Genomic DNA, 15,668 nt, shown 5'->3' with positions numbered 1-15,668 from the left:
AAGGGGGTGTCGATGGTCGACCCCGCGACGTTCCGTGACGTCATGGCGCAGTGGCCCAGCGGCGTCACCGTGGTGACGACACTCGTGGACGGTGCCTGGCACGGCATGACCGCCAGCTCGTTCTCGAGCGTGAGCCTGGACCCGCCGCTCGTCTCGGTCTGTCTGGACCGGCGGCTCTACTCCCACGGACTCATCTCCGGCTCCGGCGTCTTCGGCATCAACGTCCTCGCCAAGGACCAGGCCGAGGTGGCCCGCCGCTTCGCCGGCATGGTGCCCGGGGTCGAGGACCGGTTCGCCGGCGAGACCTGGACGACCGCCGACACCGGGACGCCGCTGCTCGACTCCGCCCTCGGCTGGCTCGACTGCCGGGTGGTGCACGAGTACCCCGGCGGCGACCACACGATCTTCGTCGGCGAGGTCGTCGCCGGCCACGCGGCGCGGCGTACGGCGCCGCTGCTGTTCCACTCGCGCGGCTGGGGCCAGTTCGCCGACGTGCTTCCGGACGTGGCCACCCTCGCCGACGGCGGTGTGATCGCGGCGCTGCGGGCGCGTCGCCACCCCGACGCGGCGGTGCTGCGGGTGGCCCGCGACGTCGCCGAGAGCGGCGTCCGGGTGCGCCTGCTCGACCTGGCCCGGTCCGAACGGCAGCCGGTCGAGCTCACCGAGCGGCTGGCCACCGGGGCCAGCGCGCTGGTCGCGACGCGGGAGCAGCGCGACCGGGCCCTGGCGCTGGGCGTGGACGTCGTCGAGGTCGCCCTGGACCCGTCGCGGCCCGGCGCGCTCGACCGGGTCCGCGAGATCGTCGACGGCGAGGCCGAGCGGTCGTCGGTGATCATCCGACACGCCTTCGCGCCCGAGCACGCCGACACCGTGCTCAACGCGATCGTCGCGCTCGCCGAGGCGCGCGTGCTGGAGATCGGGATGTCCGACAGCTACGGCGCGGCGACCCCGCTCCAGGTGCGCTCGGTGCTGCAGGACGCCGTCGGGCTGGCCCGGCCGGTGCCGCTGCGGGCCCGGCTCGGCGACCGGGACCGGCTGGGCCTGGTCAAGGCGCTCACCGCGCTCAAGAGCGGTGTCCACCACTTCAACACGACCCTGGCCGGGCTGGACGGCTCGGTGGCCACCGAGGACCTCGTGCGTCTGCTCGGCGAGCTCGACGTCGACACGCCCGCGGATGCCGCGCGGGTCGGGCTCGTCGCGGACACCCTCCGCATCTCGCTCGCCCCCTCTCCGGGGACCCACCTCGAGGCCGACCCGGCCCCGACCAACCCAGTAGGAGCCGCAGGATGACGGCACAGCTGCCCGCCCCCTTGACCGCGGAGTACCTGCTTCCGGACCTCACCGGTGCCGAGCGCGAGCGCGCGGCCCGGGTCGAGTCGGTGCTGCCGGCGATCGCCGCCGCCGCCGAGGCGGCCGACGAGGCCGGAGCGCTGCCCGAGGGGCACCTCAAGCTCCTCGGCGACGCCGGCCTGCTCGGCCTGGTCGTGCCGGAGGAGTACGGCGGCCTCGGCGGCGGCCTGCGCGACCTGGCCGCCACGACGTACACCCTCGGCAAGGCCTGCGGCTCGACCGCGCTCGCCTACTTCTTCCACTGCTCCTCCTCCTCGCGCGGGCTGCTGCCGCTGGCGGCGCTCGAGGCCGGGCTGTACGACGCCGACGAGGCGCCGGTGGTCCGGGCCTTCGCCGAGCGGGTGCTGCACCTGATGGGCACCGAGCAGAAGGCCATCGGCAACTTCGCGAGCGAGGCGGTCAAGGCCTCCAACGCCAACGTGCTGATCCGCACCACCGCCACCCGTGCCGACGGCGGCTGGGTGCTCGACGGCGAGAAGTCCTTCGGGTGCCTGTCGGGCTCGGCGGACTACTACCTGGTGACGGCCCGCCGCGAGGACGTCGAGGGTCTCGACGCCCTGACCCTCTTCCTGGTGGCCCGCGACTCCGAGGGTGCGCGGCCACGCTCGCCGTGGACGGGCCTGGGCATGCGGGCCTCGGACAACAACGGCCTGGTGCTGGAGGACTGCTTCGTGCCCGACGAGCTCTCGCTCGCCGTCCCCGGCGCCTTCACCCGGGCCACCTCCATGTCGCGCGGGTCCTGGGTCGGCAACCAGATCGCGATCGCGGCCATCTACGCCGGTGTCGCGCAGGGCGTCTGGGACTACGCGATGACCCGCACGATGGGTGCGAGCTTCGCCGACACCGGCAAGCCGATCGCCTCCAGCCCGATGCACCAGGTGCTGATCGGCGAGGGAGAGCGGCACCTTGGCGAGGCGAACCTCTGGCTGCGGCGCCAGATCGACCTCGAGGCCAGCGAGCCGCCGATCCTGCCGAAGCACGAGGTCGTGCAGAGCTGGAAGCTCGCCAAGGGCGCCATCTGCGAGCATGCGCACGAGGTGGCGCTGACCGCGCTGAAGATGTGCGGCACGTCGGGCGCCCTGATGGGCAACCCGGTCGGCCGGGCGGTGCGCGACACCGCGATGGGCCTGGTCCAGGCGTTCCCGGCCGAGCGCGGCAAACTCGACCTGGCGAAGATGATCGTCGAGAACGAGGGCTGGGCGGGTCTGACCACCACCGACAGCTTCACGAAGTAGGGACCACAGAGTGACCAACGCGAACATCGAGCTGCCGGAGCCCGGCCAGCTCGTCGCCGGCGAGTGGACGACGCCCACCCAGCAGCTCGACCTGGTGCTGGAGGACCCGTTCCGCGGCGTCCCGCTCGGTGCCGCCGCGGCGACCTCCGACGCCGACGTGGAGCGCGCGATCGCGAGCGCGGCGGCGGCGTACGACGAGGGTGGCTGGCTGGCCCTCGCCGTCGAGCGTCGCGCGGAGGTCCTCGACGCGATCGGGGATGCGCTCGAGGCGGAGCTGCCGCGGATCGCCGCGCTCGAGGCGTTCGCGACCGGCGTGCCGGTGCGGCAGACCTCGATCGTCGGGGTGATCGTGCCCGGGGCGTTCCGACTCGCGGCGCAGATGCTGCGGGGCGGGGTGCTGCGCGACGACCGGACCTCCGAGGGCGGCCACCCGGTCGAGGTGCACCGGCTCCCGCTCGGCCCGGCCGTGTGCCTGGTGCCGTGGAACGCCCCCGCGCCCATGGCCGCCCACAAGGTCGCGAGCGCGCTCGCGGCCGGGGCGCCGACGATCCTCAAGCCGAGTGAGTACGCGCCGTACGGCACCTCCGAGCTCGCCCGCGTGGTTGGCCGGGTGCTCGCCGAGGCCGGCGTCCACCCGGGCCTGTTCCAGCTGGTGCAGGGCGGTCCGCACGTCGGCGGCCTGGTGGTCCGCGATGGGCGGGTGCGTGCCGTGTCGTTCACCGGCGGCGCGATCGGCGGCCGCGCGGTGGCGGCGGCCTGCGCCGAGGACTTCACCGCGCTCCAGCTCGAGCTCGGTGGCAACAACCCGCTGGTTGTGATGCCGGACGCCGATCCGGAGGCGGCCGCGACCGCCGCCGTCGACCTGCTGACCACGCTCAACGGCCAGTGGTGCCGGGCGCTGGGCCGCCTCGTCGTCCCGGCGACAATGGCCGACGAGGTGTTGGGTCGGGCGCTCGACCGGCTCGCGCGGCTGCGCGCCGGCGACCCGCTCGACCCCGAGACCGACCTCGGCCCGATGGTCCACTCCCGGCACGCGGCCCGGCTGCGTCAGGAGATCGCGACCCGTGCGGCCGCCGGTGGCACGGCGCACGCGAGCACCGAGCTCCCCGCGGGCTCGGGCAGCTTCCTCGCCCCGACCCTGGTGACCGGCGTGCCGGAGGCGGCCGCGACGGAGGAGATGTTCGGACCGGTCGCGACCGTGCACACCTACGAGACCGTTGCCGAGGCGGTGACGCTCGCCAACGGCACGCCGTTCGGCCTCGAGGGGTACGTCGTCGGCACCGACACCGAGCGCGCCCTCGCGGTGGCCCGGCAGGTCCGCGCGGGCGAGGTCAAGGTCAACGGCTCGACGATCATGAGCCTGCACCTGATGACGCCGCGCCCGGCCTGGGGCCTCTCCGGCCTCGGCGAGGAGGGCACCGTGGAGACCATCCGGATCTTCACCGGCGCCCGCGTCGTCGGCGTCGAGGGCATGACCGCCCTGCACGGCCGATGACCGCCCAGCCGGCGGCGCAGCAGCTCCGCGCGATCCTGGGCGGCCCCGACCTGGTCCACTTCCCGGGCGTGTACGACGCGGTCGGCGCCCGGCTCGCGGTGCGTGCCGGCGTCCGCGGTGCGCACCTGTCGGGTGCGGTCGCCTCCGCCGTCGGGCTCGGCCTGCCCGACCTCGGCTTCGTGCACGCGGGCGACATCGTGCGGGTCGCGCGGGGCGTCGTCCCCGCGCTCGACGGGCAGCCGCTGCTGGCCGACGCGGACACCGGGTACGGCAACGCGCTGCAGGCCCGCGCGACCGCGCAGGCCTACGCCGCGGCCGGCATCGCCGGGCTGCACCTGGAGGACCAGGTCGCCCCGAAGCGATGCGGCCACCTCGCCGGCAAGCAGGTCGTGGACGTGGCCGAGGCGGCCGCGCGGGTGCGCGCGGCGGTGGAGGCCGGCAGCGGGATCGTCGTCGTCGCGCGCACCGACGCGCTCGGCGTCGAGGGGGTCGCCTCGGCGACCGAGCGATGCGTGGCGTTCGCCGAGGCCGGCGCGGACGCCGTCTTCGTCGAGGGTGCGGGCCTGTCGGACCTGGCTCGGGTGGTCGAGGGGGTCATCCGAGCGGCCGGCGCCTGCCCGCCCCTCGTCGTCAACCGGTCCGAGGCGGCCGGCGACCAACCGGCCCTGGACCACGACGCCCTGGGTGAGCTAGGCGTCCGGGTCGTCATCCACCCGGTGTCCGCCCTGCTCGCCGCGGCCCGCGCCCAGGAGGCGGTCTACGCCGCCATCGCCGCGACCGGTGACGCCGGCGGTGTCGACCGGCTCGGCTGGACCGACCTCACCGACCTGGTCGGGCTTCCCGGCCTCCTCGCCCTCGAGCAGCGGTACGCCGCAGGAGATGCCTCATGACCCACCCTCACGTGATCGTCGCCGGTGCCGGCCCGGTCGGCCTGACCGCGGCGCTGCTGCTGGCCCGGGGCGGCGTGCGGGTGACCGTCCTGGAGGCCGGTGGGTCGCTGGCGGGGGAGTCGCGGGCATCGACGTTCCACCCGCCGAGCCTGGAGATGCTCGACGAGCTGGGGGTGCTCGAGCCGCTGCTGGAGCGCGGCATCGTGTCCACCGGCTTCCAGTACCGCGACCGTCGTACCGGCCCGATCGCCGACCTCGACCTGGGCGTGCTGTCCGAGGACACGCGGTTCCCGTTCCGGGTCCAGCTCGAGCAGTCGAAGCTGACGCCGATCCTCCTCGAGGTCCTCGAGGGCATGGACGACGTGACGGTGCACTTCGGTCAGCGCGTGGTCACGGCCGAGACCGACGGCGAGACCGCGACCGTGACGACCGAGGCCGGCGACACGTTCACCGCAGACTGGGTGCTCGGTGCCGACGGCGCCAACTCCCAGGTGCGGCAGACGGCCGGGTTCACCTTCGAGGGGATGACCTACCCGGAGCGGTTCCTGGTCGCCTCGACCACCGAGGACCTCGAGTCGATCCTGCCGGGCATCTCCGCGGTCAACTACGTCTTCGACCCGACCGAGTGGCTGGTGCTGCTGCGCACCCCCGAGCACTGGCGGGTGCTCTTCCCGACCGACCCGAGCACCCCGGACGAGGTCGAGAGCGACCCGGTGCGCGTGCAGGAGCGGCTGCGCGGCGTGGCCGACCTCGGCCGCGAGTGGCAGGTGCTGCACACCACCCTCTACCGCGTGCACCAGCGCGTCGCCGACACGTTCCGCAGGGGCCGGCTGCTGCTGATGGGCGACGCCGCCCACATCAACAACCCCCTGGGCGGGATGGGCATGAACAGCGGCCTCCACGACGCGTACGTCGAGACCCGGGCGCTGCTCGCCCTGATCCGGGGCGCCGGCACCCTGGAGCAGCTCGACGAGGCGTGCGAGGCGCGCCGCGAGGTCGCCCTCTCCTACGTCAAGACGATCACCCACGACAACTGGGAGAAGCTGCGCCAGGACGACCCCGAGGCGATCCGGGCCTACCACGACGAGCTGCGCGAGCTGGCCGCCGATCGCGAGCGGATGCGCAGGCACCTGCTCAACACCTCGATGATCAACTCCCTCCGGTCCGGCAAGGTCGTCGACATGGTGGGCGTGCAGCCGTGATCCAGCGGGAGAACCCCGCTCGGGTCGACGAGCTCGTCGGCAGCGTGGAGGCGACCGACCCGGTCGGCGTCGACGCTGCCGTGGCCCGGGCCCGCTCCGCGCAGCGGGCCTGGGCGGCGAGCTCCCTCGCCGAGCGGTGCGCCGCCGTGCGGGCGGGCGCCGATCGCGTCGCCGCCGAGATCGACGACCTTGCGGTGCTGATGGCCCGGGAGACCGGCAAGGTGCTGCCCGACTGTCGCGGCGAGCTGGGCTTCGCCGTCACCGTGCTGCGCTGGTCGGCCGACCGCGCCGAGGCGCTGCTCGTCGACGAGGTCGTCGACGACGAGGCCGGGCGGCTGGTCATCCGGCGCCGTCCGTACGGCGTGGTCGCGGCCGTCACGCCGTGGAACGCTCCTGTCATCCTGGCCGCGCTCAAGCTCGGCCCGGCGCTGGTGTCGGGCAACGCCGTCGTCGTCAAGCCGTCGCCGCTGGCGCCGTTCGCGATCGCCCGGGTGGTCGACCTGCTCGGCTCCGCGCTGGGGGCCGTCGGCCCCGACCTCGTGCAGGTCGTCCAGGGCGACGCCGCGACCGCGACCGCCCTGGTCGGGCACGCCGGCGTCGACCGGGTGGCGTTCACCGGTGGCGAGCGGGCCGGGCGCGCCCTCGCGGCGCTGGCCGGGCGGTCGCTCACCCCGTCGCTGATGGAGCTCGGCGGCAACGATCCGGCGCTCCTGCTCGACGACGCCGACCTCGGGCCCGACGCGATGGACCGGCTGGTGATGGCGACGTTCGCGACCTCGGGGCAGGTCTGCATGGCGGTCAAGCGACTGCTGGTCCCGCGCCGCCGCCACGACGAGGTCGTCGACGCCTACCGCGCCGCGGCCGCCCGGGTGCTGCGGCTCGGCGACCCACTGCACGCGGGCGTCACGATCGGTCCGGTCGTGTCGGACGACTCGGCCGCCCGGGTGCGGGGACTGGTCGACACCGCCGCGGCGCGCGGTGCGGAGGCGTTCGTGCTCGGCGAGGTCGACGACGCGACCGATCTCGGTCGCGGCTACTACCTGCGTCCCACCCTGGTGGTCGGCGCCGCGCCCGAGCACCCGCTCGTGGTCGAGGAGCAGTTCGGCCCGAGCCTGCCGGTGCTCGCCTACGACTCGGTCGACGAGGCCGTCGCGCAGGCCAACGCCGGGGACCTGGGCCTGGCCGCCTCGGTGTGGTCGGCCGACGAGGAGCGGGCCTTCGCCGTGGCCGCCAGGATCGACGCCGGCTTCACGTTCGTGAACACCCACAACCGCACCGGCATGTCGCTGCGCGCGCCGTTCGGCGGGGTCAAGCGGTCCGGCTGGGGCCGCGAGTACGGCGACGAGGGCGTGCTCGAGCACACCCAGCCCTGCGTGGTGCACGCCCCCGGTGCGTTCCGGGCCGGCGGGTCCGGGCTGGCGGCCGCGGCGTACCCGGGCTGACCCGGGCCCCCGGCGGCACCGCGGCGATTATCGGTCGACGGCCGGTCGAAATTCGGGACTTTGGTCCCGACTTCGGCGGATGCTTGATCCGAGGGTGGATCTCCCCGATCCCATGTCGTAGATTATATATACTTTCCGAACCCGATCGAGCCGGCTGCGAGGAGCACGATGAGCCAGACCCTGAAGTCCGTGCGCGAGTTCTACGACGAGGCTCCGCCGACCGACATCACGGAGATCTTCGGCACCTGGATGGAGCTGGTCGACGGCCTCGAGGCCAAGGTGGCCGACCGGTTCGAGCTCACCCGAGACCCCTCGACCGAGGTGCTGGAGAGCTTCGGCGGCGAGAACGGCGGCCCGACCGGCCGGATCCGCGGCTACGCCGGCCCGGAGATCGACTGGATGGTGCACTCCCACATGGAGAACGCGACGCTGGGCTTCGCGAACATCCACCTGACGATCTGGCTCGGCCCGCAGGTGAAGGTGCCGCACTTCGGCCTCGCGCTGGGTGCGTTCCCCCAGGCCTGGATCTTCGTCGACTCCGTGCCGCGCACCAACCTGCTCACCGACACCGACTCCTTCGACCGCTACTACGGCCCGCTCAACGCGGAGTGGGAGCAGGTGCAGCAGGAGAACGACTTCCTCGCCCCGTTCGTGAGCCGCAGCGGCTTCGTCCGGGCGAGCGTCTCACCGATGGGGCACGCGTACACGGCGCCCACTGACGGCCGCACCACCGACGTGGTCACCCAGCTCGCGACCGACCACCTGGACCGCTGGCTGCGGTGGGTCGACGAGGCCGAGCGGGTCCCCGCCGAGGAGCAGGCCGCCCTGGCCGCCGACGACCTCGCGACCCGGCGCAACATCGCCGAGCGCGACCCGGCCAACGAGATGGGGGACCGCTTCTTCGGCAAGGAGCTCACGAACACCCTGGTGCGCGCCCTCTGGGGTGGGGACCGCCGGCTGCCGCGCGCACACGAGCAGGGCTGACGTCTTGTCCGTCCTGGTCCGCAGCCTGCGCGCGGCGACGCGCGTCCCCGGGGCACCGGCGCCGTACGACACCGTGCACCTGACCGTGCGCTACCCGGCGCTGCCACCGCGCGACGACGCCGAGCGGATGAGTGGGCGTCTCGCGGCCGACGCCGCCGGCGCGCCGTACCCCGTCGTGGTGCTGGTCTCGGGCGTCAACTGCCCGGCGGACGCCTACCGGTGGCTGGCCTTCCGCCTGGTCGAGGACGGCTTCGTGGTCGTCGGCTACGACTGGGTGGGCGAGCTGTTCCCGGGGGAGCACGGACTGACGCCGGGCGTCGACATCGTCGCGGCCGGGCCCGACCACTACGGGGAGCGGCCGACGACGCCCGCGCTGCGACCGGTGCTCGACGCGCTGGCCGGCCTCCATGAGACCGGCCCACTGGCCGGCCTGCTCGACCTCGAGCGCGTCGGCGTGCTCGGCCATTCGGCCGGCGGCACGGTGCTGCTGCAGTCGGCGAGTCGGGGATGGTTCCCCGAGGTGCGCGCGGTCGTGGCGTACGGCGCGCACACGATGGCGTCGCAGCTGATCGGCTACCCGCCGGGCACGCTGCTGCCGGCTCCGGTCCAGGCGCCCACCCTGCTGGTCGCGGGCACCCACGACGGCGTGGTCGCCGCGAGCGCGATCCGGTACGGCGAGCAGCCGGGTGCCCCGGGGCACGACCCGGTCGAGCGCACCTGGCGCGAGGCGCTGCCGGCGACCACCGAGGCCTGGCTGGTCCGGCTCGCCGGCGCCGGCCACATGCTGGTCGCGCACCCGGAGGACCCGTCCACGGCGCGCGGCTTCCTCGAGACCCCGACCGACGCCGACCAGGACCGGCTCCGCGCGGTGTTCGCCGAGGTCGTGTCGGCCTTCCTGGCGGCCTGGCTCACCGACCGTCCGGACGCCACGACCCAGTGGGAGCGGCTCACCGAGCACGCTCCGCCCGAGATCGCCGACCTCCGTCGCAGCTAGGAGAAGCAGATGTTCAAGAACTTCTGGTACGCCGTCGAGTTCAGCCACGACGTGCTGCCGGGCAAGCCGAAGAAGGTCAAGGTCCTCGGGCAGCAGCTGGTGCTCTACCGCAAGACCAGCGACAACTCCGTGGTCGCCATGTCGGACCTCTGCGTGCACCGCGGCGCCGCGCTGTCGGGCGGTGAGATCAAGGGCGACTGCATCGTCTGCCCGTACCACGGCTGGGAGTACAAGCCGAACGGCGAGGTGCAGAAGATCCCCGCCCACCCCGACAAGGGCATCCCGCGCAAGGCCCGGATCGACTCCTACCCGGTGGTCGAGAAGTACATGTTCGTGTGGGTCTACATGGGCGACCTCCCCGAGGAGGAGCGGCCGCCGATCCCAGACTGGTCCGACATCGACGACACCGAGACCTATCGCGCGGTGACCGGATCCTTCCTCTGGAAGTCCAACTACGAGCGGATCCTCGAGAACGGCGTCGACGTGGCGCACACGCCGTTCGTGCACGGCGGCGTCTTCGGCAACCGGGAGAAGCCGGAGGTGCCCGAGTTCGAGATCGACAGCTCGCCGTGGCACTGCAAGGTGTCGGTGGAGCTCAACCCGCCGCGCTCCAAGGGCATCTGGGGGCTGATCAACCCCAACAAGCAGAAGGCGCTCCAGGACCGCCCGCCGGTCCCGGTGTCCACGACGTGGTGGCTGCCGAACATGATCCTGCTGCACATCAAGACGCCGATGGGCGACCTGAAGATCTTCGACGTCAACGTGCCGATCGACGAGGAGACCACGCTGGTCAAGTTCGTCGCGCTGCGCACGTTCTTCAAGGGCAAGTGGGCCGACCGCGACGCCAAGCGCCGCGTCTTCAAGGTGCTCTACGAGGACCAGGCCATCGTCGACGCGGTCCGGCCCGAGCTGCTGCCGTTCGACCTCTCCGACGAGCTGCACGTGAAGAGCGACTACAACGCCGTGCTCTACCGGCGCCGGCGCCAGGAGCTGATCGAGGCCGGTTGGAGCGTCGAGGGCAACACGATCGTCGGCGAGGGCCCGGCCCGCGTCGAGGCGCGGGTGATCCCGTCGCCGGTGCGCAAGGAGGTGCCCGAGCTCGCGAGCGCCTGGAACTTCAAGGAGGTCCGCAGCAAGCAGCTGCGCGGCGGCATGGCGGAGCGCGAGGAGCGCGGCGACCTGCCGCGCACCGACTCCGGGATCGACGGCGACCAGACCGTCAAGGAGGTCAAGGCATGAGCGACACCCACATCAGCCTGCCCGCGGCCCTGTGCCACGACACGCTCGACGCCATCGTCGAGCGCGGCGGCCTCACCGAGGTCGGAGGACCCGACGGCGCGCCGTACCTCGAGCTGGTCTCGGTGATGGGACCGCAGCCGGTGGGCGAGGTCCGGGTCTTCACCGGCGAACGGATCGCGAAGGTCGTGTACGTCGGCCTGTCCGTGCCCCAGATCGGGCTCGACAGCCACATGGTGTTCGCCTTCGCGCCGGCCGACGTCGCGGTCCCGCACTTCACCCTCGACTCGGTCGAGGGCCAGGGCAGCTACGCCTTCCACCTCGACCTGATCCCGCGCGTCGACCTCGGCACCCACCTGGCCTACCTCGACTGGGCGCACACGCCGCTCGACGCGACGTACGAGGAGGTCGAGGCCCGGCCGGGCCTGACCAGGACCACGATCGGCCCGCGGCAGTTCGCGATGATGTCGCCCTGGATGCTGGTGCACCGCGCCGACGCCGACGCGTTCCGGGCCATCGACGGCCCGGTCCGGGCCTACCTCGACCACTGGTTCTCCCTGGTCGAGGCCGGCGTGCCCGCGGAGGTCGTCGCGGACGTCGCCGACACCGATCTCGCCGCGCGCGACGAGCGCAACCGGGCCAACATCTTCAGCCCCGAGGTCGACCAGGTCTGGGCCCAGGTCCAGCGGCTGCTCGGCCTCGACCTCGCCGAGCGGGTGCGCGTCCAGCTCGTCGACAACTCCCTTCCCACGAGCCTTCCCACGAGCCTTCCCACGAGCACGGAGGTGTCCGCGTGACCGCGGTGTCGGAGAATCCCATCGAGACCAGTGAGTGGCAGCGGCGCATCGAGGGGGAGTGGCACGGTCGCCCCGGGCTCTTCGACGCGCAGGGCAACCACGTCGGCTTCGAGCGGGTCGATCGGGCCAGCGTCGTCGAGGACGGCGTCGCGCGCTACTGGATGAACACCCAGCTCGACGCCAGCGGCCCGCTGCGCAACCGTTTCGAGCTCGGCGCGCAGTTCGACTTCGGCATCGTCGACTCCGACGAGAACCGCGTCTACTGCGGCCCGGACTTCTACGGCACCGGACAGCCCTACGGCCTGTTCGTCGACGCCCACTACTACTCGCCGGGCTGGCAGGCCGACCTGCGGACCTGGAACCAGGTGCTCGCCGACGGCGAGACCCAGGTCTACTCCTCGGTGCTGCACGACGGGTGGGCGGTGTGCGCGGTCTTCAACGGCGTCTACAAGCGCACCTTCGACGCCGACACCAACCCGGAGACCAGGCGGCTCGTCGACGAGTGGATCGCGCTGGAGACCAGGCGCGGCTCGGTGCCGCAGGTGCTGCCGACCAAGGAGAAGGGCGCCTGGACCGGCAGCCTCTTCGTCAACGGCGCCGACCAGCGCTCGCTGGGCGAGGTGCAGGTGACCATCGAGCACGAGCCGCTCTCGCTGCGCCGCGCCCGCCAGCAGGTGACATGGGCCGGCGCGCTGGATCGCAGCTACGGCTTCGAGCGGGTCCGCGACGGCGCCCGCACCCAGTACGAGGGGCCCGAGGTGTTCGGCAACGCCACGTCGTACGGGCGCGCGCTCTTCACCAGCCAGCACCTCGTCGGCCCGGACGCCCGCGGCGTGGAGAAGATCAGGGGCCGCGAGGTCCTCATCGATTCCGACTCCCGCGAGCTCGCCGTCGTCTGGCAGCTCTTCCGCGGCGACACCACCACCCACTTCGTGCACGGTCTGCTGACCTGGGAGGCCCGGTGACCGGCCGGGTCGTCGTCGTCACCGGCGGCACCCGCGGCATCGGCCTGGGCCTGGCCCGGGAGCTGCTGGCCCGCGACTGCCGCGTGGTGCTCTGCGGCCGCTCGGAGGAGAGCGTCCGGGGGGCGCTCGCCCGGCTCGACGCGGGCGACCGGGCCAGCGGCGTGCCCGCCGACGTGACCTCGCGGGCGTCGCTGCAGGCGCTGTGGGACCACGCGGTGGCGACGTACGGCCGGGTCGACGTCTGGATCAACAACGCCGGCGTGTCCGCGCCGCGCCGGCCGCTCACCGAGGTCGCCCCGGAGACCGTGGAGTCGGTCTTCGCGACCAACACCTTCGGTGCCGCCAACGGCAGCGTGGTCGCGCTCGCCGGGATGCAGCGGCAGGGGAGCGGCTGGATCTGGAACATGGAGGGCTTCGGCTCGACCGGGCAGGTCCAGGCCGGGATGGCGACGTACGGCGCGTCGAAGCGGGCCGTCACCTACCTGACCGAGACCCTGGTCAAGGAGGTCCGGGGCAGCGACGTGAAGGTCGGCCTGCTGTCGCCGGGCATCGTCGCCACGGACCTGCTCGTCGACGACTACGCCGGAGATCCGGAGGCGTTCGAGAAGGCGCGCAAGATCTTCAACATCCTCGGCGACCGGGTCGAGACCGTGACGCCCTGGCTGGCCGAGCGGCTGCTCCGGGCGCAGAAGTCCGGCACGCGCGTCGCCTGGCTGACCACCCCGAAGGCGATGAGCCGTTTCCTGACCGCGGGCCTCCGCAAGCGCGACATCTTCGCCGACGCCACGCCGGGTGCCGCCTGATGGTGGTCGACCCCTGCACCGAGTACGGCCTGGCCCTGGCGATCGAGGACTTCGTGCCGGTGCTGCTCGCCGGCGCCGGCTCGGTGGTGCTCGGGTCGGCGGCCGGGCGGGTGCTGCCCGCCGTACGCCTGCCCGCGCTGCTGGCCGGCGCGCTGGTGACCCTCGGCGGCTTCGCCAAGGCGCTGTGGAAGCTGCTGGTCGCGGCCGAGCCGTGCCGCGACTACCCGGTGCTGGAGAACCTGCTCTTCCCGTGCCTGGCCTTCGGGTTCGCCGGCATCGCGTGCGCCCTGTGGGGCGTCCGGAATCGGCGTCAGGTGCCGTGGCCGCCGTTCCTGGTGCTGCCCGTGCTCGCCGGCGTCGCCGCGCTGGTCGTGATGGACACCTGGCCGCTGCTGGTCGCGTCCGCGATCGGCGCCGTCACCGTCGGCGTGCTCGGCATCGGCATCTCGCGCCGTGAGGGTCACCGCCTCGGCGTCCTGTTCTTCGTCGTCTACATCGTCGGCACGCTCGTGCTGCCGCCGCTGGCCGCGCGCCCCCACCAGTCCGAGGAGCTGCAGTGGGGCGAGCAGCTGACCAACTCGATCGTCCAGCTGTGCTTCCTGCTCGGTGCCCTCGGCATCCGCAAGCGGGCGACGCCGGCCGCGGACCCCACCCCCACCCAGGTAGGAGCACTCCAGTGACGGACCGCCTCGGCTACCGCCGCAAGTTCGGCGTGATCGCCCCGAGCACCAACACCATCGTCCAGCCCGAGTTCGACATGATGCGGGTCCCGGGCGTCACCTCGCACTACGGCCGGATCCTGATCCGCGACGGCCGGATCGCCGACGACGAGGGGATGCAGAACCTGCTGGTCCAGATCCGGGCCGCGATGGCCGACTGCGTCGAGGGCGTCATGACCATGGAGCCCGACTACATGGTCATGGGGATGAGTGCCGAGACCTTCTGGGACGGCGTCGAGGGCAACCGCCAGTTCGTCCAGCAGATCAAGGATCTCTCCGGCGGTCTCGGCGTCGCCACCGGCGCCGAGGCGTGCGAGCGGGCGCTGCAGCTCTTCGGCGCGAGGAAGATCGGCATCGTCACGCCGTACACCCCGATCGGCGACGAGAACGTCCGCACCTTCTTCACCGAGCTCGGCTTCGAGGTCGGCGGGATCCGCGGCCTCTCCTGCGAGAGCGCCGTCGCGATCGCGCACGTCTCCGAGCAGACCCTGCGCGAGGCGATCCTCGAGGTCGACGGGCCGGACGTCGACGCGATCGTGCAGTGCGGCACCAACCTGTGCATGGCCGAGCTTGCCGACGAGGCCGAGCGCTGGCTGGGCAAGCCCGTCATCGCGATCAACGCGGCCACCTGGTGGATGGCGCTGCGCGAGAACGGCATCGAGGACAAGGTGCACGGCTTCGGCACGCTGCTCCGGGAGCACTGAGCGCCGGTCCGGGCCGCTCTACGCTGACGTCCGTGTACGCCGCTCTCTGGCGCCTGCTCCCCGGGCCGACCTGGCTGAAGGTCGCCCAGGCGCTCGCCCTCGTCGCCCTCCTGACCTGGGCGCTGCTCGCCTGGGTCTTCCCCGCCGTCGAGCCCCACCTGCCCTTCGACCGCATCACCGTCGGCGACTAAGCACCCGCGGGTGTCGGCGGTCGAGGCGCGTCCACGGTGGTTGAGGAAGGCGCGCCCACGGTGGTTGAGGAAGGCGCGCTAGCGCCTGTCTCGAAACCACCATCCGGGTCGGGGCTGGGTCGTGTGGGGTGCGTGGTTTCGAGACGGTTGCTAGCGCAACCTCCTCAACCACTGTCCTCGGCACTGCGATCGCTCACGGTGGTTGAGGAAGGCGCGCTGGCGCCTGTCTCGAAACCACCTGCCGCGCGGTGGGGCTGGTGTCGTCGTCCTCCCGGCGGCGCCAGTGTGGGCGCGCGTCCTCCGCCGTCAAGGATTCCCTGCGGCGGCTTCGCCGTCCTTGACGGCTCCTCCCGCGCACCCCGTTGGCGCCTATCGGGAGGACGCCGACCTGTGGTCGGGACGCGCGTTGGCTGGGTGGGTTTCGAGACGGTTGCTAGCGCAACCTCCTCAACCGCCGTCGTCGGGGGTCACGGTGGTTGAGGAAGGCGCGCTGGCGCCTGTCTCGAAACCACCCGCGCCGGGACACGGTGGTTGAGGTGCGAGGGCCGCCAGGCCCGAGCCTCGAAACCACCCTCCACAGGACATCGGTCCGGGTGTGGAGAAGCGCCCCGGATCGTGACCTGTTCGTGACCCAGAACCCTGTGGAATAAGGGGATTCTCG

General features: G+C 72.8%; 15 protein-coding genes. All 15 read left to right on the top strand.

The genetic code is table 11. The features are described 5' to 3' along the window. The first annotated feature begins 12 nt into the window (after window positions 1–12). The 15 genes from KM427_RS18205 (at window position 13) to KM427_RS18135 (ending at window position 15,007) form a co-directional block, all read left to right on the top strand. Complete coding sequence (locus tag KM427_RS18205) at window positions 13–1,290, top strand: flavin reductase (protein ID WP_183593411.1); 1,278 nt, start codon at window positions 13–15, stop codon at window positions 1,288–1,290. Beyond that, window positions 1,287–2,585 (top strand): acyl-CoA dehydrogenase family protein, encoded by a 1,299-nt coding sequence (locus tag KM427_RS18200; protein WP_183593412.1) that lies wholly within the window; start codon window positions 1,287–1,289, stop codon window positions 2,583–2,585. Before KM427_RS18205 ends, KM427_RS18200 begins: the two co-directional genes overlap by 4 nt. A gap of 10 nt (window positions 2,586–2,595) precedes the next feature. After that, the gene (locus KM427_RS18195) at window positions 2,596–4,080 is read left to right on the top strand and encodes an aldehyde dehydrogenase family protein (RefSeq protein ID WP_215524829.1); all 1,485 of its coding nucleotides are present in this window, start codon (window positions 2,596–2,598) and stop codon (window positions 4,078–4,080) included. Continuing rightward, window positions 4,077–4,970: an isocitrate lyase/PEP mutase family protein gene (locus tag KM427_RS18190; protein ID WP_215524828.1), complete on the top strand. Its 894-nt coding sequence runs from the start codon at window positions 4,077–4,079 to the stop codon at window positions 4,968–4,970. Before KM427_RS18195 ends, KM427_RS18190 begins: the two co-directional genes overlap by 4 nt. Beyond that, window positions 4,967–6,172: an FAD-dependent oxidoreductase gene (locus KM427_RS18185; protein WP_215524827.1), complete on the top strand. Its 1,206-nt coding sequence runs from the start codon at window positions 4,967–4,969 to the stop codon at window positions 6,170–6,172. The genes KM427_RS18190 and KM427_RS18185 overlap by 4 nt, the downstream gene beginning before the upstream one ends. Continuing rightward, window positions 6,169–7,614, top strand: coding sequence for an aldehyde dehydrogenase family protein (locus KM427_RS18180; protein WP_215524826.1), 1,446 nt, complete (start codon window positions 6,169–6,171; stop codon window positions 7,612–7,614). Before KM427_RS18185 ends, KM427_RS18180 begins: the two co-directional genes overlap by 4 nt. Before the next feature lie 168 nt (window positions 7,615–7,782). Next, window positions 7,783–8,598: a hypothetical protein gene (locus KM427_RS18175; protein ID WP_215524825.1), complete on the top strand. Its 816-nt coding sequence runs from the start codon at window positions 7,783–7,785 to the stop codon at window positions 8,596–8,598. A 4-nt stretch (window positions 8,599–8,602) separates the two neighbouring features. Beyond that, window positions 8,603–9,592, top strand: coding sequence for an alpha/beta hydrolase family protein (locus KM427_RS18170; protein ID WP_215524824.1), 990 nt, complete (start codon window positions 8,603–8,605; stop codon window positions 9,590–9,592). Window positions 9,593–9,601: 9 nt separating this feature from the next. Beyond that, window positions 9,602–10,831 carry an aromatic ring-hydroxylating dioxygenase subunit alpha gene (locus KM427_RS18165; RefSeq protein ID WP_183593418.1) on the top strand — a complete coding sequence of 410 codons (1,230 nt, stop codon included), beginning with the start codon at window positions 9,602–9,604 and terminating at the stop codon, window positions 10,829–10,831. Then, window positions 10,828–11,625 carry a hypothetical protein gene (locus KM427_RS18160; protein ID WP_215524823.1) on the top strand — a complete coding sequence of 266 codons (798 nt, stop codon included), beginning with the start codon at window positions 10,828–10,830 and terminating at the stop codon, window positions 11,623–11,625. Before KM427_RS18165 ends, KM427_RS18160 begins: the two co-directional genes overlap by 4 nt. Continuing rightward, the gene (locus KM427_RS18155; RefSeq protein WP_215524822.1) at window positions 11,622–12,590 is read left to right on the top strand and encodes a hypothetical protein; all 969 of its coding nucleotides are present in this window, start codon (window positions 11,622–11,624) and stop codon (window positions 12,588–12,590) included. Before KM427_RS18160 ends, KM427_RS18155 begins: the two co-directional genes overlap by 4 nt. Next, window positions 12,587–13,393, top strand: coding sequence for an SDR family NAD(P)-dependent oxidoreductase (locus tag KM427_RS18150; RefSeq protein ID WP_215524821.1), 807 nt, complete (start codon window positions 12,587–12,589; stop codon window positions 13,391–13,393). The genes KM427_RS18155 and KM427_RS18150 overlap by 4 nt, the downstream gene beginning before the upstream one ends. Then, complete coding sequence (locus tag KM427_RS18145) at window positions 13,393–14,073, top strand: hypothetical protein (RefSeq protein WP_183593420.1); 681 nt, start codon at window positions 13,393–13,395, stop codon at window positions 14,071–14,073. Before KM427_RS18150 ends, KM427_RS18145 begins: the two co-directional genes overlap by 1 nt. After that, entirely contained in the window at window positions 14,070–14,816 is a 747-nt protein-coding gene (locus tag KM427_RS18140) for a maleate cis-trans isomerase family protein (protein WP_215524820.1), read from the top strand. The genes KM427_RS18145 and KM427_RS18140 overlap by 4 nt, the downstream gene beginning before the upstream one ends. 32 nt (window positions 14,817–14,848) lie before the next feature. Continuing rightward, window positions 14,849–15,007, top strand: a complete 159-nt coding sequence (locus KM427_RS18135; protein WP_215524819.1) for a hypothetical protein — start codon at window positions 14,849–14,851, stop codon at window positions 15,005–15,007. Window positions 15,008–15,668 lie beyond the last annotated feature (661 nt).

Source organism: Nocardioides sp. LMS-CY, assembly GCF_018732145.1.
GTDB classification, from domain to species: Bacteria; Actinomycetota; Actinomycetes; order Propionibacteriales; family Nocardioidaceae; genus Nocardioides; species Nocardioides soli.
The sequence above is the reverse complement of the archived record's forward strand: the minus strand, read 5'-3'. Positions and strand labels throughout refer to the sequence as shown.